The organism is Amycolatopsis sp. NPDC043887 (assembly GCF_056435665.1).
This window is the reverse complement of the sequence record NZ_JBWKEB010000006.1, coordinates 72,177-94,944: the sequence shown is the minus strand read 5'-3', so window position 1 is coordinate 94,944 and position 22,768 is coordinate 72,177. Positions and strand designations below refer to the sequence as shown.

The 22,768-nt window shown below is 69.7% G+C and carries 23 protein-coding genes and 2 riboswitches; of the genes, 14 read left to right on the top strand and 9 right to left on the bottom strand.

Features of this window, described 5'->3' with window-relative positions; all coding sequences use genetic code 11:
* From AC069H_RS17490 to bdeA, 6 genes are read right to left on the bottom strand one after another with little or no spacing between them, the layout of a single operon-like run.
* The gene (locus AC069H_RS17490; RefSeq protein WP_478232996.1) at positions 1 to 1,308 is read right to left on the bottom strand and encodes an ABC transporter substrate-binding protein; all 1,308 of its coding nucleotides are present in this window, start codon (positions 1,306 to 1,308) and stop codon (positions 1 to 3) included.
* Complete coding sequence (locus tag AC069H_RS17485; RefSeq protein ID WP_478232995.1) at positions 1,305 to 2,306, bottom strand: branched-chain amino acid ABC transporter permease; 1,002 nt, start codon at positions 2,304 to 2,306, stop codon at positions 1,305 to 1,307. Before AC069H_RS17485 ends, AC069H_RS17490 begins: the two co-directional genes overlap by 4 nt.
* A gap of 1 nt (position 2,307) precedes the next feature.
* Positions 2,308 to 3,186: a branched-chain amino acid ABC transporter permease gene (locus tag AC069H_RS17480; RefSeq protein WP_478232994.1), complete on the bottom strand. Its 879-nt coding sequence runs from the start codon at positions 3,184 to 3,186 to the stop codon at positions 2,308 to 2,310.
* Between the two features lie 11 nt (positions 3,187 to 3,197).
* Positions 3,198 to 3,902 (bottom strand): ABC transporter ATP-binding protein, encoded by a 705-nt coding sequence (locus tag AC069H_RS17475; RefSeq protein WP_478232993.1) that lies wholly within the window; start codon positions 3,900 to 3,902, stop codon positions 3,198 to 3,200.
* The gene (locus AC069H_RS17470) at positions 3,889 to 4,659 is read right to left on the bottom strand and encodes an ABC transporter ATP-binding protein (RefSeq protein ID WP_478232992.1); all 771 of its coding nucleotides are present in this window, start codon (positions 4,657 to 4,659) and stop codon (positions 3,889 to 3,891) included. The genes AC069H_RS17475 and AC069H_RS17470 overlap by 14 nt, the downstream gene beginning before the upstream one ends.
* A gap of 59 nt (positions 4,660 to 4,718) precedes the next feature.
* Positions 4,719 to 5,576, bottom strand: coding sequence for a bis(hydroxyethyl) terephthalate hydrolase (gene bdeA, locus AC069H_RS17465; protein ID WP_478229617.1), 858 nt, complete (start codon positions 5,574 to 5,576; stop codon positions 4,719 to 4,721).
* Between the two features lie 141 nt (positions 5,577 to 5,717).
* Here bdeA and AC069H_RS17460 point away from each other — a divergent pair, with 141 nt between their 5' ends.
* Both AC069H_RS17460 and AC069H_RS17455 read left to right on the top strand, forming a co-directional pair.
* Positions 5,718 to 6,314: a QsdR family transcriptional regulator gene (locus tag AC069H_RS17460; RefSeq protein ID WP_478232991.1), complete on the top strand. Its 597-nt coding sequence runs from the start codon at positions 5,718 to 5,720 to the stop codon at positions 6,312 to 6,314.
* A 47-nt stretch (positions 6,315 to 6,361) separates the two neighbouring features.
* Positions 6,362 to 8,728, top strand: a complete 2,367-nt coding sequence (locus tag AC069H_RS17455; RefSeq protein ID WP_478232990.1) for a helix-turn-helix transcriptional regulator — start codon at positions 6,362 to 6,364, stop codon at positions 8,726 to 8,728.
* A gap of 185 nt (positions 8,729 to 8,913) precedes the next feature.
* Here AC069H_RS17455 and AC069H_RS17450 read toward each other — a convergent pair whose 3' ends face one another.
* A complete protein-coding gene (locus AC069H_RS17450) occupies positions 8,914 to 9,918 on the bottom strand; it encodes a peptidase (RefSeq protein ID WP_478232989.1) in 1,005 nt (334 codons plus the stop codon).
* A 32-nt stretch (positions 9,919 to 9,950) separates the two neighbouring features.
* Positions 9,951 to 10,077: riboswitch (cobalamin riboswitch) on the bottom strand.
* 112 nt (positions 10,078 to 10,189) lie between these two features.
* Positions 10,190 to 10,257: riboswitch (cobalamin riboswitch) on the top strand.
* An 89-nt stretch (positions 10,258 to 10,346) separates the two neighbouring features.
* Here AC069H_RS17450 and AC069H_RS17445 point away from each other — a divergent pair.
* The 6 genes from AC069H_RS17445 to AC069H_RS17420 are packed head-to-tail and all read left to right on the top strand — an operon-like array spanning position 10,347 to position 17,871.
* Positions 10,347 to 12,791, top strand: coding sequence for a hypothetical protein (locus AC069H_RS17445; RefSeq protein ID WP_478232988.1), 2,445 nt, complete (start codon positions 10,347 to 10,349; stop codon positions 12,789 to 12,791).
* Entirely contained in the window at positions 12,788 to 13,366 is a 579-nt protein-coding gene (locus tag AC069H_RS17440; protein ID WP_478229613.1) for a flagellar hook-length control protein FliK, read from the top strand. The genes AC069H_RS17445 and AC069H_RS17440 overlap by 4 nt, the downstream gene beginning before the upstream one ends.
* Positions 13,363 to 14,295 (top strand): ABC transporter substrate-binding protein, encoded by a 933-nt coding sequence (locus tag AC069H_RS17435; protein ID WP_478232987.1) that lies wholly within the window; start codon positions 13,363 to 13,365, stop codon positions 14,293 to 14,295. Before AC069H_RS17440 ends, AC069H_RS17435 begins: the two co-directional genes overlap by 4 nt.
* A complete protein-coding gene (locus tag AC069H_RS17430) occupies positions 14,292 to 15,404 on the top strand; it encodes an energy-coupling factor transporter transmembrane component T (RefSeq protein ID WP_478232986.1) in 1,113 nt (370 codons plus the stop codon). The genes AC069H_RS17435 and AC069H_RS17430 overlap by 4 nt, the downstream gene beginning before the upstream one ends.
* Positions 15,401 to 16,996 carry an ABC transporter ATP-binding protein gene (locus AC069H_RS17425; RefSeq protein WP_478232985.1) on the top strand — a complete coding sequence of 532 codons (1,596 nt, stop codon included), beginning with the start codon at positions 15,401 to 15,403 and terminating at the stop codon, positions 16,994 to 16,996. Before AC069H_RS17430 ends, AC069H_RS17425 begins: the two co-directional genes overlap by 4 nt.
* A gap of 5 nt (positions 16,997 to 17,001) precedes the next feature.
* Positions 17,002 to 17,871 (top strand): ECF transporter S component family protein, encoded by an 870-nt coding sequence (locus AC069H_RS17420; RefSeq protein WP_478233248.1) that lies wholly within the window; start codon positions 17,002 to 17,004, stop codon positions 17,869 to 17,871.
* Here AC069H_RS17420 and AC069H_RS17415 read toward each other — a convergent pair.
* Together AC069H_RS17415 and AC069H_RS17410 are read right to left on the bottom strand one after the other, a co-directional pair.
* A complete protein-coding gene (locus tag AC069H_RS17415) occupies positions 17,804 to 18,160 on the bottom strand; it encodes a hypothetical protein (protein WP_478232984.1) in 357 nt (118 codons plus the stop codon). The genes AC069H_RS17420 and AC069H_RS17415 overlap by 68 nt on opposite strands.
* 26 nt (positions 18,161 to 18,186) lie before the next feature.
* Positions 18,187 to 18,792: an SRPBCC family protein gene (locus AC069H_RS17410; RefSeq protein WP_478232983.1), complete on the bottom strand. Its 606-nt coding sequence runs from the start codon at positions 18,790 to 18,792 to the stop codon at positions 18,187 to 18,189.
* Positions 18,793 to 18,904: 112 nt separating this feature from the next.
* On the opposite strand from AC069H_RS17410, the gene AC069H_RS17405 reads away from it, so the two are divergent.
* From AC069H_RS17405 to AC069H_RS17380, 6 genes are all read left to right on the top strand, one after another.
* Entirely contained in the window at positions 18,905 to 19,546 is a 642-nt protein-coding gene (locus AC069H_RS17405; RefSeq protein ID WP_478232982.1) for a TetR/AcrR family transcriptional regulator, read from the top strand.
* Positions 19,547 to 19,624: 78 nt separating this feature from the next.
* Positions 19,625 to 20,203 carry a hypothetical protein gene (locus AC069H_RS17400; RefSeq protein WP_478233247.1) on the top strand — a complete coding sequence of 193 codons (579 nt, stop codon included), beginning with the start codon at positions 19,625 to 19,627 and terminating at the stop codon, positions 20,201 to 20,203.
* Positions 20,204 to 20,317: 114 nt separating this feature from the next.
* Positions 20,318 to 20,614 carry a hypothetical protein gene (locus AC069H_RS17395; protein WP_478232981.1) on the top strand — a complete coding sequence of 99 codons (297 nt, stop codon included), beginning with the start codon at positions 20,318 to 20,320 and terminating at the stop codon, positions 20,612 to 20,614.
* 156 nt (positions 20,615 to 20,770) lie between these two features.
* Positions 20,771 to 21,004 carry a hypothetical protein gene (locus AC069H_RS17390; protein WP_478232980.1) on the top strand — a complete coding sequence of 78 codons (234 nt, stop codon included), beginning with the start codon at positions 20,771 to 20,773 and terminating at the stop codon, positions 21,002 to 21,004.
* A 180-nt stretch (positions 21,005 to 21,184) separates the two neighbouring features.
* Positions 21,185 to 22,018 carry a hypothetical protein gene (locus AC069H_RS17385; RefSeq protein ID WP_478232979.1) on the top strand — a complete coding sequence of 278 codons (834 nt, stop codon included), beginning with the start codon at positions 21,185 to 21,187 and terminating at the stop codon, positions 22,016 to 22,018.
* Positions 22,019 to 22,033: 15 nt separating this feature from the next.
* Entirely contained in the window at positions 22,034 to 22,747 is a 714-nt protein-coding gene (locus AC069H_RS17380) for a hypothetical protein (protein ID WP_478232978.1), read from the top strand.
* Positions 22,748 to 22,768 lie beyond the last annotated feature (21 nt).

Below are 22,768 nucleotides of genomic sequence, written 5' to 3'. Positions count from 1 at the left end.
TCAGCTGCCCGGAATCCCGTTGGGCGGCGGCCCGTCGTTCGCGGCGGAGTCGTCCGCCTTGATGGGCGCGTCGCCGAGGTCGGTCACCAGGACCGGCGTCAGATCCTTGCCGACGCCTCCCTTGAGCTCGACCACCGACATTCCGGAGATGCCGAGGTGGCTGTCGCCGGAGTAGCGGAACGGCGCCAGACCCGGTCCTTCGAACGTCTTCCCGGACTGCTGGATCACGTCGACGAGGCGCTCGCGCGTCAGGTCCTTCCCGGCCGCCTGCAACGCCTGGACGAACGTGTACGCCTGCGCCATCCCGTAAATGCGGTAGTTCGTCAGGTCGCCGCCCTTGCCGTGCGCCTTCCAGACGTTCTGCCACAGCTTTGTCCACGCGTTGTCCGGCGCGTCGACGCCCGGCAGGTACTCGGTCGTGACCACGCCGTCGATGAGCGACGCGCCGTTGGTGACCTTGCCTTCGGAGAACCGCGCGAGCAGTGAACCGACGAGCGCTGGATCGGAGCCGACGTTGCTGTAGACCCACTTCGGCTTGAAACCGATCTTCAGCGACGCCAGCTGGGAAAGCGCGGTGTACGACGGAACGGTGAAGCCCAGCACCAGATCCACGCCCGCGGCCTTGAGTTTCGCGATCTGTGGCGCGATGTCGGTGTTGCCCGGGGAGTACTTCGCGACCTCCACGATCTGCTGGCCGAGGTACCGCCGGGCGCCCTTCTCGCCGTCGCGGCCGAAGTCGTCGTCCTGAAGGAACAGGCCGACCTTGGCGTTCGGCAGGTTCTTCCGCACCCAGTCGCCGATGATCTTGCCTTCGATCTCGTAGTCCGGCTGCCAGCCGAAGGTGAACGGCGCCTTCTTCGGATCATCACCCCAGCGCAGCGAACCCGACGACACGAACAGGTCCGGCACCTTGGAGTTGTTCAGGAAGTCGACGACGGCGCTGTGCGTCGGCGTGCCGAGGCCGCCGACCATCGCGAAGATCTCCTCCTTGAGCACCAGTTCGTCGGTGACCGCGCTCGTGGTGGTCGGGTTGTAGCCGTCGTCCTTCACCGCGAACTCGATCTTGCGGCCGTTGACGCCGCCGTTCGCGTTCACATAGTCGTAGTAGGCCTGATGACCGCTCGGGATCTCGCTGTAGCCCGGCGCGGCGACGCCGGTCAGCGGGAAATGCGCGCCGATCTTGATGGTCGTGTCGGTGACGCCGATCGTCGAGCCCTTCTGCTCGCCCTCGGGTCTGCCGCCCGCGCCGCAGGCGGAGGTGACCGTGACGGCCAGGAAGACGGCCACGGCCTTGGTCCAGCGTTTCATGAAGTTCTCCTCCGATGGATGAGTTTCCGCAGCCCGCCGGCGAGACCGGCGGGTGCGAGCAGCACGATCAGGACGGTGACCAGGCCGTAGATCAACGGCGCCAGATGCGCGGCCTGCACGTCGGAGAGGCCAAGATCCGTTCCCGCGCCGGTCACCAGAGGCGGCAGGAAGGTCAGCAGCGCGGCGCCGGCGAGCGCTCCGGTCAGGCTCCCGAGACCGCCGAGCACCACCGCGGACACCAGCAGCAGCGACAACGTCAGCGCGAACCCGCTCGGCGCCGCCAGCCGCGCCGACAACGCCATCAGCGCTCCGGCCAGCCCCGCGCATCCCGAGCTGACGACGAACGCCCGCACCCGCGTGCGGCCGAGGTCGATCCCGGCCAGTTCGGCGGCCACGTCCTCGTCACGTACCGCTCGCCAGTCGCGTCCGACCCGGCCGCGGGACAGGTTCGCCAGCAGCACGAACACGATGATCACCGCGAGCCACGAAAGGTAGGCGAGATAACGGATCGACGTGAGTTCCTTCCCGGTGACGAAGTACGCGGCGTCCGCCAGCCAGCCGGGGATTTCCGGCATGCGCACGGGCAAGCCCTGCTCACCGCCGAGCACTTCACCGAAGAACAACGGGATCCCGGGAACGGCGACGGCGAGCGCGAGTGTCGCGCCGGCGAGATACGGCCCGTGCAGCCTGGCCGCGGCGACGCCGACGAGGGCTCCGACGGCCAGCGTGATCACCATCGCCAGCACCAGGATCACCGGCAGCGGAAGGAATTCCGACTTCAACAGGAGCGCTGTCGAGTAGGCGCCGACGGCCATCAAGGCGCCGTGCCCGAGCGACAGCTGCCCGTTGAGTCCGGTCAGGACGGTCAGGCCGCCCGCCGCGATCGCGAAGTACGCCATCGTGGTGAGCTGCGAGGTGAAGAACGGCCCGGAGTTCTCCAGTACCAGTACGACGACGAGCAGCGCGGCGAGCGCGCCCAGCAGAGAGCGGCGTGGCACGTCAGACCCTCCGTTCACGGACACTCGCGAACAGGCCACCGGGCTTCAGGAGCAGCACCACCATGAGTAGCGCCAGCGCAGCGAGCGGGACGAGTTCCGAGCCGACGTAGCCGCTCACCAAACTCAACGACAGGCCGAGGACGACGCCGCCGACGACCGCGCCGCCCGGGCTGTCCAGCCCGCCGAGCACCGCGGCGACGAAGCCGTACACCACCACACCGTCCATATAGGACGGATGGACGAGACCGCCGCCGGCGATCAGCAGACCGGACAGCGAACCGGCGAGCGCGGCCAGCGCCCAGCCCAGGGTGAGCATCCGCCCGACCCGCACGCCGAGCAGGCGGGCCACCTCCCGGTCGAAGGCCGCGGCCCGCATCCGCAGGCCCAGATCGGTACCGCGGAACAACAGCACGAGCCCGATCAGCACGACGCCGACGGCGGCGATGGTGAACACGCCGAACCCGGTCAGCGCGATCGTCGTGTCGCCGACCCGGAACCCGGTGAGCCCGAACGGCGCCGGGAACGACCGGTACCGTGAGCCGAACACCAGCGCCGCCAGCGCGTGCAACACGATGAACAGCCCCAGCGTGAGGATGACGGCGTTGATTTCGGCCTTGCCGTCGACGAACCGGACGACGAACCGTTCCACCAGCGCGCCGAGCACGAGTCCCGAGGCCAGGGCCACGGCGAAACCGGCCCAGTACGACCAGCCCGCGTCGATCAGGACCAGCGCCAGGTAGGTGGTGATCATCGCCATCGGCGCCTGCGCGAAGTTCACGATCCGCGTCGCCCGCCAGATGAGCACGAGCGCCAGCGCGAAGGCGGCGTAGACCACGCCCAGCGTCAGGCCGGTGAGCGCGGTGGTCAGCAGTTGCTGCACAGGGCTCCCTTTCAGAATCCGAGGTAGGCGTGCCGGAGGGCGTCGTCCGCGACGAGCGTGGCGGCGTCCCGCCGGACGACGACCTGCCCGAGGTTGAGCACGACGCCGTGGTCGGCGATGGACAGCGCGCTGCGCGCGTTCTGCTCGACCAGCACGACGGCCAGTCCTTCGTCGTGCACGAGACCGCGCAGGAGGCCGAAGATCCGTGCCACGATCCGGGGCGCGAGCCCCAAGGACGGTTCGTCCAGCAGCAGCACCTTCGGCCGGGAGAGCAGCGCGCGGCCGATGACCAGCATCTGCCGTTCCCCGCCGGAAAGGACGTGCGCGAGTCCGTTCTTGCGGTCGGCCAGCGCCGGGAAGAGGTCGTAGATCCGGCGGAGGTCGGCCGCCGTCGCGCGCCCGCGTGCCCCGAGCGCGCCGAGCCGCAGGTTCTCCTCGACGGTCAGTTCGGCCAGCACGCCGCGGCCCTCGGGGACGTGCGCGAGCCCGAGCGCCGGCAGGTCCTCTGTGGACACCCGGCTCAGGTCCCGGCCCGCGAGCGAGATACCGCCGCCCGACGGCGGCACGAGTCTGGAAATGGTGCGCAGCAAGGTGGTCTTGCCCGCGCCGTTCGCGCCGAGCACCGCGGTGATCTCGCCTTCCGCGGCCGAAAGGCTCACGGAATCGAGTGCGCGCACCGGACCGTAGTTCGCCGAAAGGTTCTCAACGGTCAGCACCGGCCACCTCCTCGCCGAGGTAGGCTGCCTGGACCGCCGGATCCGCGCGGATCTCGTCCGGGGTGCCGCGGGCGATGACCCTGCCGAAGTCCAGCACCACGATCTCGTCGCAGACGCCCATCACCAGATCCATATGGTGCTCGACGAGCATCACCGACATGCGTTCGGTCAGCCCGCGGACCAATTCGCCGACCTCGGCGATCTCCGCCGACGACAGGCCGCCCGCCGGTTCGTCGAGCAGCAGGAGGTCGGGTTCGCTCACCAGCGCTCGCGCCAGCGCGACGCGCTTCCGTACCGGGTAAGGAAGGCTCGCGGGATAGCGATGGGCGACGTCGGCGATGTCGAAGGCATCCAGTTGAATCATCGCGCGCTCGGTCAGCGCCTTCTCGTCCTTCGCCCACCCCAGCAACGAGGACCAGAAGCCGGATTTCGCGTGCCTGCCCGCCCCCGCGAGGACGTTCTCCAGCACGGTCATCCGGTCGAACAGGCCGAGTTCCTGCAGGCTGCGGGCGATGCCGAGGCCGGCGAGATGATGCGGGCGCAGCCGTCGTAGTTCCGTGCCGCGCCAGGTCAGCGTGCCGGTATCCGGGCGGACGAAACCGCACGCGACGTTGAAGAGCGTGGTCTTGCCCGCCCCGTTCGGGCCGATCACCCCGAGCACCCGGCCCGGCGCGACGGTCAGGGAGACGTCCGACAGGGCGACGAGACCACCGAAGGTCACCGACACGCCGGACATCTCGAAGGTCGACAGGGTCACGCAAGAACTCCCAACGGAGAGAGGAGGTCCCGGCGCGGGCGCGCCGGGACCGGTGACACTCAGGCGTGCGGACACGTGTCCCGGTAGTCGCTGATCGTGCGGTCGTCCGGGGCGGGGCAGAGGAACTGCTCGTAGCGGGTGTCGTTGTCCACGAACCGCTTCAGCCACGAGAGCGTGTACTTGGCCATGGTCGTGTTCGCCGTGTTCGGGAAGAAGTGGCTCGCGTTGTCCAGCTCCATGTACGCCTTCTCCGCCGAAGCGGGAATGCTGGTGTAGAACGGGATCGAGTGCGACGCCACCGGCGCGACGGAGTCGGACTCGCCGCCGATGATGAACGTCGGCACCCTCAGCGAGGACCAGGATTTCTGCGTGTTCCACGGCGCGAGCGGCACCGCGGCCTGCAGCGACGGCCGGTCCTGCGCGGCTTCGAGCGAACCGCCGCCGCCCATCGAGTGGCCCGCCACCGCGAGCCGCGTGGTGTCGATGCGGGACCGGACCGTGCTGCGCTGGGTCAGGTAGTCGAGCGCGGCCAGCAGCTGGTCACCGCGGCTGTCGGGCTGGTCGTAGATCGTGTTGGTGTCGATCGTGAACACCACGAAGCCCTGCGACGCCAGCCGCGGGCCCATCCACGCGATACTCGACTGGGTCGCGGTGAACCCCGGCGAGATGGCGACCGCGCCGAACGTGCCCTGCGCGGTGCTGGTGGGGTAGTAGATGGTTCCGCCGCCGAAGCCGGTGACGGCCAGTCTCGACACGGAAGTCTGGGATACCGCGAACGAGCCGCGGGAGGCTTCGATGCTGCTTTCCGTCGGGTCGGGTCCTCGTTCGTAGGGGTTCTCGGCGGCGTAGGCCGCGGGGGCGACAGTGAGTGCCGCGACGGTGGCCAGTCCACAAAGGATCCGGGTCGTACTACGCATGGTGCCGTCTCCGTTCGCCGTTGAACACGGTCCGTGGTGATGGACTGTGGCAAACGGCCGGAGTGGGCTGCATCGGTGAAATCGCCAGTCTTGATCCGCGAGGAGTTCCCGCCGGGCCGGTCGCCCGTACGATCGGCGATCGTGAACCCCTCAGCCGAGGACATAGTCCGCACCGCGGCGCGGTGGATCGATCGCGGCGTCCGCGTCGACACCTCCGCCTTCGCCCAGGATCTGGGCATCTCGCGCAGCACCCTGTTCCGCCGCGTCGGAAACCGGGAAGACCTGCTCGGTGATGCCCTCTACTACCTGTCCGAGCGCACCCTGACGACCGCCGCGCGCACCTGGGAGCGCGAAGAGGGCGACGTGGTGCGCAACGCGGCCGGTGAACTGCGCTGTCTTTCGATCATGCGCGAGTACCGGTCCGTACTGGCGGCGAGTGCCGGGTTCCGGCGCTTCCTCGACGACGAGCCGGTGCTGGCGATCCGGCTGCTGACCGACCCGGACGGCCGAGTCCAGCCGCGAGTGATCGCGGCACACGTCGAGCTCCTTCGCCGCGACGTCGAGGACGGCGGCTTCGTGCCCGCGGTCAGCCTGGACAGCCTCTGTTACGCCATCGTGCGGCTGGGGGAGGCGTTCCTGTACTCGGACGTCCTTGCCTCCCGGACCCCCGATCTCGAAGCGGCGTCGACGCTGCTCGGAGCGCTCGTGGAAGGACGGGTGCCGAGCAGGACCTTGTGAAACACTTGCGCCTGGTGTTTCATCGAGAGGATCTGGAGGAGGCGCCGATGCCTGTGTACCCGCTGCGGGGGAGGGACGACCTCTTCGGCGGGCTGAGGTCGGTCGCCGGGCGTGCCGTGCTGGTCCGCGGTGCGGAAGGCCTGGGCAAATCGGCCCTGCTCACCGAGCTGCGCGCCACCCTCGGCGTTCGCCTCGTCGGTGTGCGGGGCCTGCGAGCGGAAAGCGAGCTGCCCTACGGCGCCCTGCAGCGGATGTTCGGCGCGCCGGTCTCCAGCGGCGCGGAGACACGAGACCGGCTCGGCGCTGTTTCGGCGCCGACGATCTGCTGGGTCGACGACGCGCACTGGGTCGATCCGGAGTCCTTGGCGGCGCTGGGGTTCGCCGCCAGGCGACTGGCGGGAGCGCCGGTCGGGATGGTGCTCGCCTCGCGATCCGGATCCGACGAATTCGACTCCGTCGAGCTGCCGCCGTTGCCCGTTTCCGCCGCCGATCAGGTGCTGCGTGACCGCGGCGTGCCCGCCGGGGTGCGCCCGCAGCTGGTCGAACTCGGCGACGGGAACCCCGCCGACCTGGTCGCGCTGGCGGCTTCGCTGACGCCTGCGCAGGCGGCCGGGCGGGAGCCGGTCTCGCCGATCCTGCGGGAGCGTCTGCCTCGCTACACGGCCGAGCTCGAAGCGATGCGGGTCGACGAACGTCTCCGTTTTCTCGCCACTTGTATGGACTCTTCCGCGAGGAAGGCGACCTGGTACGCGGCGGCGTCCCCGGCCGACCGCAGGGCGGCGCACGCGCGCCTGGCCTCCGCGGAGGAGGGGCCCGACGCGCTCTGGCATCGCGCGATGGCGACGGTGATGCCGTCCGAGCCCCTCGCGGACGCACTCGCCGCGGCACCGGCGGTGGATCACGCGGCCGCGGCCCGGCAGCTCGAACGCGCCGCCGCCCTGACCGCCGATCCGGCCACACGGGCGACCCGGCTGCTGGCCGCGGCGGACGCGGCCTGGCAGGCGGGCAGACCTGGGTGGGCACGGCTGCTGCTGTCCAGAGTGGACGCTGAACCGGGCGCGGTGGCGTTGCTGCACGGGGAGATCGAGCTGCGTGACGGCGATCCCGCCGTCGCCACCCACGAACTGGGCGCGGCGGCGGAACTGCTGCCCGATCCGGCGGGCGCGCTCCTGCTGGCGGGCGAGGCGCGCAGGCTCGGCGGTGACCTGAGCGGCTACCGGGCCCTCGCCAGGACGGTCCCGGCGGGTGACGAGCTGGTCTCCGCGCATTTCCACGGTCTGACCTCGGTTTACGCCGGACGTCACGAGGACGCCGTCACTCCGCTGAAGGACGCTGTCGCCAAGGGGATGGCCGGCTCGGACGTCGCCGGGGCCGTCTGGGCCGCCGAAGCGGCCTTCGCCCGCGGGCATGCCGAACGGGCGCACGAATACGCGGCCGCGGCCGTGAGCCGCGCGCGGCTCGGCAAACGCCACGCGGAACTGCCGTGGGCGCTGATCTATCTGTCGCTCTCGGCCATCGCGCTCGACCGCATCCCCTGTGCGCGGGCGGCGTCCCGCGACGGCCTGCGGGCACCGCACAACCTGCGGATGGAGCATCTGACGCTGCTGGGGCTGGCCGCCGCACTGCTCGGTGACCGCGTACCGGAGCTGGACGAGGCGGCCGAAGGCATCGCCGAACGCGGTCTCGGCAGGCCCGCCGCGGTCGCCGCGTGGGCGAACGCCTGTCTGGACCTGGCCGAAGACCGGCCCGACGACGCGCTGAGCAGGCTCGAAGACCTCGCTTCGGGTGTTTCCGGCGACCAGCCGGTGATCCGCGTGCTGGCCACCCCGCAACTCGTCGAGGCGGCCGTCTGTTCCGGACGGCCCGAACGCGCACTGACCGCGCTGGAGGCGTTCGACCGCTGGACCCTCGCGGGCGCGGAACCCTGCTGGCTCGCGCTGAGCCACCGCTGTCACGCGCTGACCGCGCCGGATCCCGGTGTGGCGGAACGGCGTTTCGTCCTGGCCATCGAGGCGCACCGGCGGGCGGGCGGCGCGATGGAACTCGCCAGGACCCGGTTCGCCTACGCCACCTTGCTGCGACGGCATCGGCGGACCCGGGACGCCCGCGACCAGTTCCGCGATGCCTTGCGGGGCTTCGAAAACGTCGGCGCGACCCGGTTCGCCGAACGGGCAAGGGCCGGGCTGCGAGCGACCGGCGAGACCGTCGACTCGCCGCACCGATCGCTCGCCGGCCTCACACCGCAGCAGGACGCCATCACCCGCCTGGTGGCGGCGGGGGAGACGAACAAGGAGATCGCGCGGCGGCTGGTGATCAGCCATCGCACGGTGGATCACCACCTGCGGAACATCTTCACGGCATTGGGTGTGCGGTCCCGGGTGGAACTCGCGCGCCGCGTCGCCGCCGGCGAGTGACGCTGCTCGTGACTCGCGTGCCTGGAGGCGGAACTCGCGTGCTCAGAGGCGGAACTCGCGTGCCTGGAGGCGGAATATGCCGCGTGGAGGTCCGCGCGGCGAGTTCCGCCTCTGAGCACGCGAGTTCGGCGTTCAAGCACGCGTGTTCCGTCTCTGAGCACGCGAGTTACGGGGCCAGTCTCACGTCACGGGCAGGCGAGGACCGGGGCCTGCGGACGCCCGCCGCCGTGCAGGTCGCTCAGCGGAACCCTGGCCAGGCCGAGGATCGCCTGCGCGGTCGCGCGCGGGGCGGTCGACGGGTTCAGGCCCGTGGCGTCGTAGGCGATCGCGCCGCGGTCCGCCTCGGCGCCGGCGCAGCCGGTCTGCAGTGACCGCAGGAATTCCCGCGCCTTGATGGCGGCGGCGGGGCGGTGCCCGGCCAGCGCCTGCGCGGCGAGACCGGTGCTGTTCGCGTTCGGCGCGTTGGTGGAGAAACCGAAGCCGCCGTTCGGGTGCTGCTTGGTGACCAGCCAGGAGGTGCCCTCCCCGGCGTTCACCGGGTCACCGGTGGCGCGCAAGGCCTGCACGACCGTCGCGGTCGCGTCGACGTCGCTCGTGCACGTCGCTTCGCCGAAGTTCAGCGGGAAACCGCCGTCGGGGCACTGGGTGCCCGCGAGGAACGTCACGGCCTGCGCCGGGACGTCGCCGGTGCGGTCCAGCGCCAGCAAGGCGAGTGACTGCGAGAGGGCGTTGGAGTAGTCGCCGTATTCGGACCGGTCGGAGAACCGCCCGGACGGCGTCAGCAGCGAGAGCAGGCCCGCCTTCAGGTCGACGCCGCCGAACGACGCCGGGTTCTTGCCGCGAACCTGCGCGGCGAGCAACAGCTTGGCGTGCGCGCCCGCGTACGCCTCGGTGCCGCTGCCGACGTAGCCCGTGGTGATCTCCGGTTTCGCCAGCCAGGTGATCGCCTTGCCCGCGTTCGTGTCCGACACCCCGGCCGCGGCGAACGCGAAGATCGCGTCGATCGTCAAACCCTGGTCGGGGAACTTCTGGCCGCCGAAGTCGGCCTCGAACCTTTCCCCGTCGGCCAGCTGCCTCGCGAGCCAGCCCGCGGCGGCGTCCGCCTTGTTGTGGGTGGCCGCGGCCGCCGCCGGAGCGGCGACCAGCCCGATGCCGCACAGCAGGGCGACAGCGAAAACCAAACGTCTCATGAGAACCCTTTCCCGCATTTCCACGACAGGAGTCGGTGACACCGCGCGACGTGGGTGACCGGGCTCGCCTGGAGGGCACACCGTTGCGGGACAGCGCCGGACTCTCACCGGACTTCCCCCACGACCGCGCTGAATCGGACGAACCGAAGAGTACCGCCAGAGCGCGAGTTTCGATGTGATCCTGGCAACCGACCTGGTCAGCGGTGCCTGCCGGAGGTGATCGAGTGTTAACCTCGATCGGCTCGACAACTGCACACCGCCGCCCGTGACGGGGAAGCCGGTCGAAATCCGGCGCTGTCGCGCAACCGTGGGCCCTTCACCAGGGCGAGCCGGGATACCGAACGGGCGGATGAACGAACCACTGTCGCGATAAACAGGGGTGACCGCGGCGTCCGCGCCTGTCCTCCGTCATGCCGCAAGGAGGAGTCATGCGCCGCCGGTCCCTCGCCGCAGTGGCGTTCGCCGTCAGTGTCGGCGTGGTCGCCGCGCTGCTCACCGGGACGGCCACCGCCGCGAACGATCCTGGCGCTGCGAAGGCGAATTCCCGCTGGCTCGCGACGAAGCTGAAGCCGGACGGCACGCTCGAGAACCCCAACGGGGCCGCATTGCCAGACCACGGCCTGATGCTCGACGTGCTTTTCGCGTTGTACGCGTCGGGCGATGGCGCCAAGGCCGAGCCGATCATGAGGTTCCTCGACGACGAAGGCCACGCCACCGACTACTTCACCTGGGACGGACTGGTCCCCGGTGCCGGATACGACAAGGTCATCGTCGGGGGCTCGCTCGCCAAGACGCTGGTCGCCGCCCAGGTTTCCGGCAGGGACCCGCGACACGTCGACGGGTACGACCTGGTCGCCGAGACCCATGCCGCGATCATGCGCAAGGGCCCCGACAAGGGCCGGATCAGCGACTACTCCAAAGATCCGGACCTCGCCGGCGCGGTGAACAACGACGCGAACACGTTCGGACAGGCGCTCGGCGTCATCGGGCTCGCCGCGGCGGGCGAGAACGACCGGATCGCCATCGACAGGTTGCTGGCCCAGCAGTGTTCCGAGGGCTACTTCCGCCTTGAGTTCAAATACATCCCCACGAACGAGACCGGCGACCATGTCACCCCGAGCGGCGACAAGGTTTCGACCTGCGACGAAGGCAAGCCGCTCGACCTTTCCCCGACCGACGGTGACGCCACCGGTCTCGCGCTCTCGGCGCTGCTGGCCGCACGGAAGGCTGGCGCGACCGGACTCGACGCCCCGATCGCCAAAGCCGTCTCCTGGCTCAAGGCGGACCAGGATCCCGGCGGCGGCTGGGGCGGCGGCGTCAGCACCGAGGCACCGAACACCAACAGCACCGGCATGATCGTCCAAGCGCTCGCCGACGCGGGCGGCGCGGACGCGGCGGTGGACAAGGGTGTGCGGTACCTCAAATCCGCGCAGGCGAACGCCGCCGACTCCGGCACCAGGCTCGCGGGCGAAATCGGCGCGATCGCCTACAACCCCGCCGCCTACGAGGACGCGCGCACCTCGGGTATCAGCGGGGTCGACACCTGGATCCGCGCGGGTGCCCAGGCTTCGCTCGGCTTGTCCCAGATCGGCTTCTACGCGCTCGCGAAGGGCAAAACTCAGCCGCCTACCAGCAGCATCCCGGCTCCCACGACGACCACCATCACGAAGTCGGTGACGCCGCCGCCCAGACCCAGGAATGCAGGCACGACCAGGGCGTCCACGGTCGTCCAGCCACCGGCCACGATCGCCACCCCGGATACGGCGACACCGGCCGCCCGTCTCGGCGCCTACCTGGCGAACCGGCTCACCGGCGGTGACCACGTCGAGGTGACCGAGGACGGCAAGACCTACGTCGACTACGACGCCACCGCCGACGTGGTGCTGGCCCTGCGAGCGCTGGACCAGCAGCCGGACTCCGTCGCCCGCGCGTCGCAGTTCCTGGTGAAGCCGGAAGCCGTACGGGCCTATGCCCACGGCGCGCCCTACGAGCAAGGTGAGGCGTCGTATGCCGAACCGCTCGCGAAACTCGTGCTCGTCGCCGAGTTCGCGAAGGCCGACGTCGCCGGGCAACTGCGCTCCGATCTGGTGAAGCTGCGCGGCACCGACGGCAAGTTCACCGACACCGGATCGTTCGCCGACGCCGACGAGACGGTGGAGCGGCACGCTTGGGCGGTGCTCGCCACCGTGGCCGATCCCGGTCCTGCGGTCGAACTGCTCCTTTCGCGCCAGTGCGCCGACGGAACCTTCCCGAAGCATCTCGACACCGTGGAGTGCGGCTCCGGCGACCTCGCCGCGACCGCCGCCGCGGTCACCGCGCTCGCCGCCCGTCCGCACACCGACGCCGCGCCCCCGTCCAGGCGCCCGGACGGCTGGAGCGAGCGGCGCGTGTCGGCGTTCGTCTCCGCGGTGGGCGCGCTCGGCGTCCGGCCGACCGGCGAGGGCATGGTCACTGGAGAGGGCGGAGAGCCGGACGTCGCGCTCAGCGCCGCCGTCGCCGCCGCGCGGCAGACCGCCGGCCTCGACGCGAGCGGAACGGCGCGGTCACTGGGCGAACTGGTCCAAGCCGATGGCGGTCTAGCCAAGGGATCCGCCGGGGCGACCGATTTCCCGACCAGTCTGGCCGCGGCGCAAGGAGTCGCGGGCCGATCGTGGCTGACCGCACCTGATTCGCCGCTCTCGCCCGCGATCCGGCTGCCGCTGACCGAGGCGAATCCGTCCGGCGCACCGGTACTGGCCGCGGAGCAGTCCGGCTCCCCGCCGTCATGGCTGATCTGGGGACTCGCCGGGCTGGCCGTCCTGCTGCTGCTCACCGTGATCGCACTGGTTTTCGTACTTCGCCGTTTCACCAAGAAAAAGGGGGCAACACCATGAAGAGAATGCTGGCCGTGACGTCCGTCCTCATCGGACTGATCGGGCTTTCCGCCGCACCCGCGAACGCGGTCGACACGACCAAGGGCTACGCCGGGATCTGCACCGGCGCCGACGCGCTCACCGGGGTCACCGTCGTGGTCGACTTCCAGGAACTGGACGGCAACGGCGGGACCGCCGCGCCGACGATCACCCGCTGCTCGCCCAACGCCTCGCCGGGTACCGCCCGCACGGGCATCAAGGCCTTGCAGGACGCGGGGATCGCGGTCGCCGGCACCGCACGCTGGGGGCTCGCTTTCGTCTGCCGCGTGGAAGGCCGCCCGTCCGCGACGGAGACCCTCCCGCTGTCGACCAACCCGAACTACAAGGAGGCGTGCGTCACCACTCCGCCCACCGGCGCGTACTGGGGTTACTGGCACGCGGACGGTTCCGGCTCGACCTGGACCTACAGCACCTCCGGCGCCGTCAACCGGAACGTGACCCCCGGCGGCTTCGAGGGCTGGTCGTTCTCGCTGAACAAGTCGGCGTCGACCAACCCGCCGCCCGGTGTCACGCCGAGGAACCCGGCCATCCCGTGAGGAGGGTTCTTCCCGCGGTGGCGGCGGTCTTCCTGATCGCCGCCACGGCACCCTCCGCGCACGCCGTCGACCAGAGCAAGGGGTATCCCGGGTTCTGCAAGGACGCCACCGGGGTCACCGTGGTGGTGGACTTCCAGCAGCTCGGCGGCACGGCCATCGTCCGCTGCAATCCCCAGACCACGCGCGGCACCGGACTGGACGCGCTCAAGGGCGCCGGTTTCCAGATCGCCGGGGTGCAGCGCTGGGGCGAGTCGTTCGTCTGCCGGGTCGAGAATCGTCCTTCCGCGGCCGAGAACATCCCGGTCAGCGGCCGCGAGACGTACCGGGAGCAGTGTGTCGACACGCCTCCCGCGCAGGCCTACTGGTCCTACTGGCACGCCTCGAACAACTGCGCGTGGGACTACAGCCAGTGGGGGCTCAAGAACCGGGACCTCACCCCGGGAGGGTTCGAGGGCTGGTCGTTCTCCCTGAACGCCACCGCTCGGAACAACCCGGTCCCGCGGGTCTCCGCCGTGCGACCGGGGACCGAGGGACAGCCGTGCGTGCCGCGCGAGGAGGCCAAGCCGGTCACCGGCGATCCCGGCGAGCAACAGCGGCCGCGGCCGGGGAGTGGTCAGGCCGATGGTCCGGGGCCGGCGGCCGGTGCGGAACCGGGCGCCGGGGACGTCCCCGCCGAGGGGCCGGCTTCCGGTGCGCTGCCGCCGCCCAAACCGCGTCCGAGCGCTTCGGCGCGGCCGAAGGCGCAGGACCCGTCGTCGAACGTCGCGTTCACCGGCGGTGAGAACGCCGAGGACGTCAACGCGGTGATCGAACGCGAGTCCGGAGCCAGCGACTGGGCGCCCTGGGCGGCGGGCGCCGCGATACTGGCGCTGTGCGTGGCGGGATTCCTGGTGGCCCGCAGACGCAAACGCGCACAAGGAGTTCGATGACGTCCTACTTCCTGCCGCGCGACCTGCATCCGGCCGCGTGGTGGGTGTGGGCGCTGGGGCTCGCCGTCGCGGCGACCCGAACGACGAACCCGTGGCTGCTGCTGACCATCGTGGCGGTCGCGGGATACGTCGTCGTGGCCCGGCGCGGTGAGGCGCCGTGGGCGCTGGCGTTCCGGCTCTACCTGTACCTCGGCGCGTTCATCGTCGCGATCCGCGTGTTCTTCCGCGTCGTGTTCGGCGGCGCCGAGGGATCCACGATCATCCTGCGGCTGCCCGAGATCCCGCTGCCGGAATGGGCGGCGGGTATCCGCCTCTTCGGCGACGTGTCCGCGGAATCGTTGCTGGGCGGGCTCTACGACGGGATGCGGCTGGCGGCGATGGTGATCTGCCTCGGCGCGGCCAACGCGCTCGCGAACCCGAAACGGCTGCTCAAGGCGATGCCGCCGGCGTTGTACGAGGTGGGCACGGCGGTGATCGTCGCGCTGTCGGTGTTCCCGCAGCTGGCCGAGAGCGTGCTGCGGGTCCGGCGGGCCCGCAAACTGCGCGGCGGTTCGGGCAAGAAGAAGATGAAGGCCCTCCACACGGTGCTCATCCCGGTGCTGGAGGACGCGCTTTCGCGTTCACTGCAGCTGGCCGCGTCGATGGACTCGCGCGGTTACGGCCGCGCGGGGCTGGTCGAGGCGCGGACCAGGCTGATCACGGGAACGCTGATGATCGCCGGCCTGCTCGGTGTCTGCGTCGGCGTTTACTCCACTTTGGACGGTTCCACGCCCCGATACCTCGCCGGGCCGGTGCTCGCGGTGGGAGTCGTGGTCGGGCTGATCGGCTTCTGGTCGGCGGGAAAGCGGGTCCGGTGCACGCGTTACCGGCCCGATCGCTGGCACCTGCCGGAGATCGTCGTCGCCGTCAGCGGGATCGGGGTCGCGGTGACCCTGTTCGTGACCTCCAGCGTGAACCCGATGAACATGAACCCGTCCCTGATCGACCTGTCCTGGCCGGCGCTGTCCTGGGGGCCGTTGCTCGGGGTGCTGCTCGGCGTGGTGCCCGCGTTCCTGACCCCGGCCCCCGAACCCCCGTACGCCGCACTCGAAGAAGAAGTCCGCGCATGATCGAACTCGACCACGTTTCCTTCACCTACCACGGCCGCACCGAACCAGTGCTGTCCGACGTGACGCTGTCCATCGGCGAGGGCGAGCTCGTGCTGTTCGCGGGCCAGACGGGGGCGGGCAAGTCGACACTGCTCGGCACGATCAACGGTCTCGTCCCGCATTTCACCGGCGGGCATCTCGAGGGCACGGTGTCCGTCGACGGCGTGACGACGCGTTCCCGGCCGCCTCGTGAGTTCGCGCATCTGGTCGGCGTCGTCGGGCAGGACCCGCTCGCGGGCTTCGTCACCGACACGGTCGAGGACGAACTCGCGTACGGCATGGAGCAGCTCGGCCTGAGCCCGCAGGTGATGCGACGCCGGGTGGAAGAGACCCTCGATCTCCTCGGCATCGCGGAACTGCGCAGGCGCGCGCTGCGGACGCTGTCGGGTGGGCAGCAGCAGCGGGTGGCCATCGGTTCGGTGCTGACGACGCATCCCAAGGTGCTGGTGCTGGACGAGCCGACGTCCGCGCTGGACCCGACCGCGGCCGAGGAAGTGCTCGCGACGCTGGCCAGGCTGGTGGAGGACCTCGGCACGACGGTGCTGATGGCCGAGCACCGGATGGAACGCGTGATCCCGTTCGCGGACCGGATGATCCACGTCCCGGGCAGCGGCGGAGTGGTCGACGGGACACCGCCGGAAGTGTTGAAGGACATGCCGATCGCGCCGCCGATCGTCCACTTGGGACGGTTGGCGGGCTGGGATCCGCTGCCGATGTCGGTGCGTGACGCCCGGCGGCGCGCTTCGTCACTGACACTCGGGGCTCCCACCGTGCGGAGCACCGCCGTCGGCGAGGAGCTGCTGACTGCGTCCGGTGTGGTCGTGCGGTACGGGCCGAAGGTCGCGGTGCGGGAGGTCGATCTGACCCTGCGTGCCGGCGAAGTGCTGGCGATGATGGGGCGCAACGGCTCCGGCAAGTCGTCGCTGCTGTGGGCGGTGCAGGGCTCCGGGCCCCGGCAGGGCGGCAAGGTCACCGTCGAGGGCAAGGACCCGAAGACGCTGAGCAGTGCCGAGGCCCGCGCGTTGGTCGGCATGGTGCCGCAGACCGCGAGCGACCTGCTGTACCTGCAGACGGTCGCCGCCGAATGCGAAGCCGCCGACGCGGAATCGGGTGCGGAGCCGGGGCATTGCCGGAACCTGCTCGAAAGGCTCGCTCCGGGCATCGATCCCGCGTCCCATCCGCGTGACCTGTCGGAGGGCCAGCGTCTCGCGCTGGTGCTCGCCGTGCAGCTGTCGGCCGCCCCGCAGATCATGCTGCTGGACGAACCGACCCGCGGCCTCGACTACACCGCGAAGGCGGCGCTGGCGCGGATGATCGCTTCGCTGGCGGCCGAGGGCAAGGCGATCGTGGTGGCCACCCACGACGTCGAGTTCGTCGCGACGATCGCGCACCGGGTGATCGTGATGGCGGAGGGAGAGGTCGTCTCGGACGGCCCGACGCGCGAGGTGCTCGGCGGTTCCCCGGCGTTCGCCACGCAGATCGCGAAGATCCTCGGCGAGCCTTGGCTCACCGTCGAAGAGGTCCGGTCGGCGCTTCCGCAGGAGGTCCCGTGACCACGATGGCACCGGCGGTCCGGCTCGGCCCGCGCTCGGCGACGGTGCTCGGCCTCGCGTCGCTCGCGGGGCTGATGATGTTCGTCTGGCCGCTCCTGGTCCGCGTCGAGCCGCAGTCGATGCAGCACGGCCCGGACGCGCCGTTCGTGTTCATCGGGATCCTGCCGATCCTGATCGTCATCGTGCTGGCCGAGATGTCCGAAGCGGGCATGGATTCCAAGGCCCTCGCGATGCTCGGCGTCCTTTCCGCGGTGAACGCCGCCCTGCGGCCCCTCGGCGCGGGGACCGCGGGCATCGAAGCCGTGTTCTTCCTGCTGGTGCTGGCCGGGCGAGTGCTCGGTCCCGGTTTCGGTTTCGTGCTGGGCTGCACGTCGATGTTCGCTTCGGCGTTGCTGACCGCCGGGGTGGGACCGTGGCTGCCGTTCCAGATGATGTGCTCGGCGTGGATCGGGATGGGCGCGGGACTGCTGCCGCGCCGCGTCACCGGCAAAGCCGAGATCGCGATGCTGGTGGGGTACGGAATCCTCGTGGCGTACGTCTTCGGACTGCTGATGAACCTGTGGTTCTGGCCGTTCATCACCGACGCCGAAGTGCCGTACCACGACGGGCACATCTCCTACGTGCCCGGCGCCCCGCTGCTGGAGAACCTGCACCGGTTCGCCGTGTTCACCCTGCTGACCTCGACGGCGGGCTGGGACACGGGCCGCGCGATCACCAACGCGGTGGCGATCCTGGTGCTGGGCCCCGCCGTGCTCGCGACGTTGCGCCGGGCTTCGCGGAAGGCTTCCTTCGGGGTGATTCCTTCCTTTACCGAGCCTGCTTCCGGCGCAGGACGTGGCACGCCACGGCGAACGCCACCCCCACGGCCACGATGATCGCGGTTAAGACGGGATGCATGTCCTTGGACAGGCTCTGCGCGCGTTCGGGGCCGATCGCCCAGAGCGCCAAGGGCGTGGCGTAGGCCGCGGTGAGGGCGATCGCGCCCCAGCGGAGCGCCTTGAGCCGGGTGCCGCGCAGAGTGCCGATCAGGACGAGGGCGACCGGGACGACAGCGAGCATCGCGAACTGGCCGACGATCATGACCGGCACGGCCCAGGCCGAGACGAGGACGGAACGCGGCGCGTGGCGGACGGTGGTTTCGCGGTCGAGCGTGTGGGTGGACATCGGTTCCTCCGGGTCGCGAAATGCGGTCAGCAGTGGGATTCGGCGGTGGCTTTGAGGTCCTTCAGCCAGGCTTCGAGGCCCCAGCCGAGGTATTGGGTCGCGGTGGGTACGTCGGCGTCCACCTGGGCCCCTGCCCAGTTCTCCTCGGTGCGGACCAGCACGCCGCCCTTGACCTCGGTGAAGGTCCAGACGTGGACGCCGTTGTCGATGCTGAGGCCCTCGCCGACCGCGGGCCCGCTCCAGCGGAGGCATTTGCCGCGCTGGATCTGGTGGACGGTCGAGGTGATCGACAGCGTGGTGGCGGGGTTCGTGGCCGTCGGCGGCGCCGGCGTGGTCCAGCGGAACCGCGAGTTCTCGCGGAGCGGGCCCAGGTCCAGGCGTTCGTTGCTCAGCACCGGCTCCTGCCAGGACGGCCAGCGTTCGACGTCGGTCTGAAGCCGCCAGATCTTGCTCAGCGGCGCCTTGATCAGGGTCTCGTTCCGGTAGTGGATCGGAGCCTTCGTGTCGATGGTCTTGCCTTGACACGACAGCGGGGCGGGAGAGGTGGTGGCGGCCTGCGCGGGCGTCACGGTGCCGCCCAGCAGGCCGAACACCAAAGGAAGAGCGAGTGCGACGGTGCGGCGGAGAGTCACGTGAACTCCTTGTTATCGGTGATCGCGATAGTTAGAAGCTATAACCAGAAGTCGGTGAGTGTCAATAGTGAAAGTGATAGCCTCTAACTGAACGAGCCTGGAAGGAGTCGCCGTGAAGACCTCGCGTGAGCGGTACCGGGCCCAGGTGCGCGACGAGATCAAGCGGTGCGCGTGGGAGCAGCTGGGCACGACCGGCGTCTCCGCGCTGTCCCTCAATGGGATCGCCAAACACGTGGGCATGAGCGGACCCGCGCTGTACCGGTACTTCCCCAATCGCGACGACCTGATCACGGACCTCGTCCGTGACGCCTATCGAAGCCTCGCCGACGTCGTCCGGGCGGCGGCTGAAGCCGGTGGCGTGGCCGAAGTCGCCTACGCGATCAGGGAATGGGCGCTGGCGGATCCGCAGCGATACCTGTTCGTCTGCGGAACGCCGATCCCCGGTTATCGCGCACCCGGCGACACCACGGAGATCTCGAACGAGATCATGGCCGTGCTGCTCAGGGTGCACGCGACGGCTCCGGATGACGGGCGGCCGGCGGCGTTCGACGGCCATCTCGACGAGCATCGCGAGTGGGCGGGCGGGCTGCCGGTGTCCGCAGCGGTACTTCGTCGTGCCGTGACGTTCTGGATCCGGATCCACGGCGTCCTGTCCCTGGAGCTGGCCGGGCATTTCGCCGGTATGGGGTTCGACCCCGGCAGGCTGTTCGCCGCCGAACTCGAGCAATTGTCCACAAAGGACAATTCCCGCTGAACGGGGCATCGTCGCCCGCTGTGCTAACTTCCGGGGATGCGCAAAGGATCCAGGGTTCCTTTCGGTCGTACGCTCGCCGTGATCGCGTCGGTGCTTCTGTCCTCGCTGATCGGCCCGGGGGCCGTCGCGAACGCCTCCGGCCGGCACGGCTGTGAATGCGCCACTCCGTCGATCGACCGGTTGCAGCACTGGCTCGCCTCCGGTGAGGGCACCACGGTGCCGCCGACCGGCAGCCTGCTCGTCCGCGAACGCGGCGGTTACGCGGCCAAAGTGACTTTCCTCAACGCGGAATGGCATGTGGTCGTCCTCTGGCTGGGGAACCGGTTCGAAGCGCAAGCCGATCTCTCGGAATCCGCCGGTTTCTGGATGACCTACAGCGCGACCGACGACCTCTACGTCCAGTTGCGTCCAGCCTCGCAGTGGAGCGGCGGGAACAAGTGGCTCACGAAGGTGCCGTCGACCGGTGGGAAGAGGGTGAAGAAGTTCTTCAGCTTCAAGCCCGAGGCTTGGACGACGCTGCCCGAGCTGGGGACGCCCGGCCACTCCTTCGCCTCGGCGCTGACCGAGGCGCGAGGCCTGGTCTTCGTCGGCAAAACCCCGAACGAACTCGATTTCCGCGGCCTCTCGATCGATCGCTACCGGCCGCCCTGTCTCTGACCACTCCTCGGTATTCACCTGTCCGGAGCCGGCGATGTCGCGCACCGTGCCCGTTTTGTCCTGTACGGTGAACATTCAGCCGCCTGCGGACGACCGATCCGAGGAGTACCCCTGATGAGCCTGTTCGACTCGCTGAAGGAAAAGGCCGCCGAGCTTCTCGGTGGCGCGGGCGACAAGGTCAGCGAACTGACCGGCGTCGACCTTTCCGGTGCCGCCGACCAGGTCACCCAGTCGGCCGGCGGACTGGCCGAGACCGGCCAGGGGCTCGCCGAGAGCGCCACCACCGCGGGCCAGGACGCCGTCGACTCGGCCACCGCGGCCGGTCAGGGCGTCGTCGACTCCGCCGGTGCCCTCGGCGACGCCGCCACCGGGCTGGCAGGCGACGTGATCGACCCGAACGCCCGGGGCTGACCGCCCCCGGTCTCCCCGGTATCCCGTGGATACCGGGGAGACCGTCATGTCGTGGTACCCCGTTCCGGCGTTCGGGTGCCGGGAAAAATGAGGCCCGGCCGACTGTCGTTCGCCGCTAGTCTTGGCGAAACTGACTGATCTGCGGGGGAGCGGACCATGGTCGGAATCTGGATAGCCCTCGGAACGCTCGCCTTGGTGATCGGCGTCGCCGTCGTCACCGATCTGCGCGATCGAGGTCGGGGCGGGACGCGCAAGATCATGTTGCCGGGCTGGGCCTCGCGGCGTGCCGACTACACGGAGAACGACCTCGTCCACGGGCGCTGGACGGAAAAGCCGCCGCGTGAGCAGGACGAGAAGTTCCAGCGCAAATACCGGGCGGGCGACGAGTAGGGAGTCATGCCGGCCTTGTGCCGCGCACTCTCCGCGCTGCGGATTCCCGCGCCGGATTCGATTCTTTTCGTGAATTCCGTGGAAGGGGATGGCGTCACACCAAAGGCGGTGACCCCGATCACAGGTACCTCTCTCATCGTGAGAACATGAGGGTCGAGGTCGCCGGATCCCGGAGGGTGAATGCTCCGCAGAATGCGTCGCTGGCTCGAATTGCTCAGTCTCGGCGGGTTGGCGGTGGTCGGCTTCGCGGTCGGGATCTCCGAACAGCTCGGCCTGCTGGACAAAGTCGCGCCGAAAGGCATCTCCACGCTGACGCTGATCATGGTCAGCGGTGTGGTCGTGGTGCTGCTCGTCGAGCTGACCCCGTTGCGCGCGCTGGAAGACATCCGCGATCGTCTCGCCGGCCTCGACATCGACACCATCGCCGCGAGCCGGCGCCGTTCGCACTACGGCGGCGTGGTCGAAGTGCACAAACGCTTTCCGGACGACGAGTTCGCGGCGCATATCGCGAAGGCCAAGCAGGTGACGATCCTGAACACCTGGATCCCCAACCTGCAACGCCTGGAAAAGGAACTGGAAGCCGCGATCGTCGACCGGCGCGCCCAAGTGCGCATCATGCTGCTGCACCCGAACTCGATGCTGGTGGGGCTAAGGGAAGCGGCGCTGCACCGGAGCGACGGCGCGGGCAAGACCTTCGTGAGCACGGGGATCGTGGAGTGCCTGGATACCCTCGCCCGCCTGCACCGGCGGCTGGCGAAGCGTCAGGCCAACCTGAAGGTGCGAGTGTTCAACTCGCAGGCCTCGGTTTCGGTGTACCGGGCGGACGGGCGCTACCTGGTCAGCATGTTCCTGCACGGCCAGCTGGCGATCGATTCACCGCAGTTCGAGATCGAGGGCACGCACGACACCGTGCTCGGCGAACAGATCCAGCGCGAGCTCGACACGTTGTGGGACATCGGCCGCGACGTGGACCTCGGCGACTGGAACCGAAGCATCGACATGATCCGTTTCTGAGCAAGAGGTGTAGTGATGCGCGAACTTGACGAGTTCGAAGACGGTTTGATCGAGCGGTTCCGGAATCACCCGGCGCTGCGTGGCGTCACCGAGCTCTCACCGGAGGACCTGCAGACCGTCCTGCTGCAGCGGCGTTTCCTGTCGCTGGCCTTCACCATGGCCTACGACCTGGCGATCGACCTGCTCACCGACGAGCAGTCCAAGCGGATCGCCCGCGTCATCATCCGTGAGGAGTACCCGGACAACGCGTCGCCCGGCAGCACTCCTTCACACCGCGAGGACATGATGGCGGACATCCTCGCGCTGGGCGTCCCGCGGGAAGCGCTGGTGCGGTCGCGGAGGTCCTTGGCCACGACGGCCTGCGTCGACACCACGATGGAGCTGATCGCCTCGGCGGGTGACTCGGAGCACTCCGACGTCGAACTGCTGACCATCCTGCGCTTCTGGGGCGAGGTGCTGGTCTCCGTCGAATACGGCGAACTGTGGCGCCGCATCGGTCCGGTGCTCGGCGACAAGTCCGTCTTCTATTACCCGCACCATGTGCACGACGCGAAGTCCCGCCCGCTCGCCGCCGCGTCGCCGCTTTCGCTCACCCATTCCGATCAGCTCGGGCTGCGGCTCGTGCAGCTGATCGATTCGAGCGAGGCACGGGAGCGGTTCCGGGAGACGGAGCAGGCGGTCGTCGCGGTCAAGACGGCGTTCTACGATCAGTTCCTGACCTCCTCGTGAGTGGTAAGGACGGTTCTAACC

Coding starts and splice junctions, on each gene's coding strand:
- AC069H_RS17490 (WP_478232996.1), bottom strand. CDS start 1,308: ATGAAACGCTGGACCAAGGCCGTGGCCGTCTTCCTGGCCGTCACGGTC.
- bdeA (WP_478229617.1), bottom strand. CDS start 5,576: ATGCGTAGTACGACCCGGATCCTTTGTGGACTGGCCACCGTCGCGGCA.
- AC069H_RS17455 (WP_478232990.1), top strand. CDS start 6,362: ATGCCTGTGTACCCGCTGCGGGGGAGGGACGACCTCTTCGGCGGGCTG.
- AC069H_RS17450 (WP_478232989.1), bottom strand. CDS start 9,918: ATGAGACGTTTGGTTTTCGCTGTCGCCCTGCTGTGCGGCATCGGGCTG.
- AC069H_RS17445 (WP_478232988.1), top strand. CDS start 10,347: ATGCGCCGCCGGTCCCTCGCCGCAGTGGCGTTCGCCGTCAGTGTCGGC.
- AC069H_RS17440 (WP_478229613.1), top strand. CDS start 12,788: ATGAAGAGAATGCTGGCCGTGACGTCCGTCCTCATCGGACTGATCGGG.
- AC069H_RS17430 (WP_478232986.1), top strand. CDS start 14,292: ATGACGTCCTACTTCCTGCCGCGCGACCTGCATCCGGCCGCGTGGTGG.
- AC069H_RS17425 (WP_478232985.1), top strand. CDS start 15,401: ATGATCGAACTCGACCACGTTTCCTTCACCTACCACGGCCGCACCGAA.
- AC069H_RS17420 (WP_478233248.1), top strand. CDS start 17,002: ATGGCACCGGCGGTCCGGCTCGGCCCGCGCTCGGCGACGGTGCTCGGC.
- AC069H_RS17415 (WP_478232984.1), bottom strand. CDS start 18,160: ATGTCCACCCACACGCTCGACCGCGAAACCACCGTCCGCCACGCGCCG.
- AC069H_RS17395 (WP_478232981.1), top strand. CDS start 20,318: ATGAGCCTGTTCGACTCGCTGAAGGAAAAGGCCGCCGAGCTTCTCGGT.
- AC069H_RS17390 (WP_478232980.1), top strand. CDS start 20,771: ATGGTCGGAATCTGGATAGCCCTCGGAACGCTCGCCTTGGTGATCGGC.
- AC069H_RS17385 (WP_478232979.1), top strand. CDS start 21,185: ATGCTCCGCAGAATGCGTCGCTGGCTCGAATTGCTCAGTCTCGGCGGG.
- AC069H_RS17380 (WP_478232978.1), top strand. CDS start 22,034: ATGCGCGAACTTGACGAGTTCGAAGACGGTTTGATCGAGCGGTTCCGG.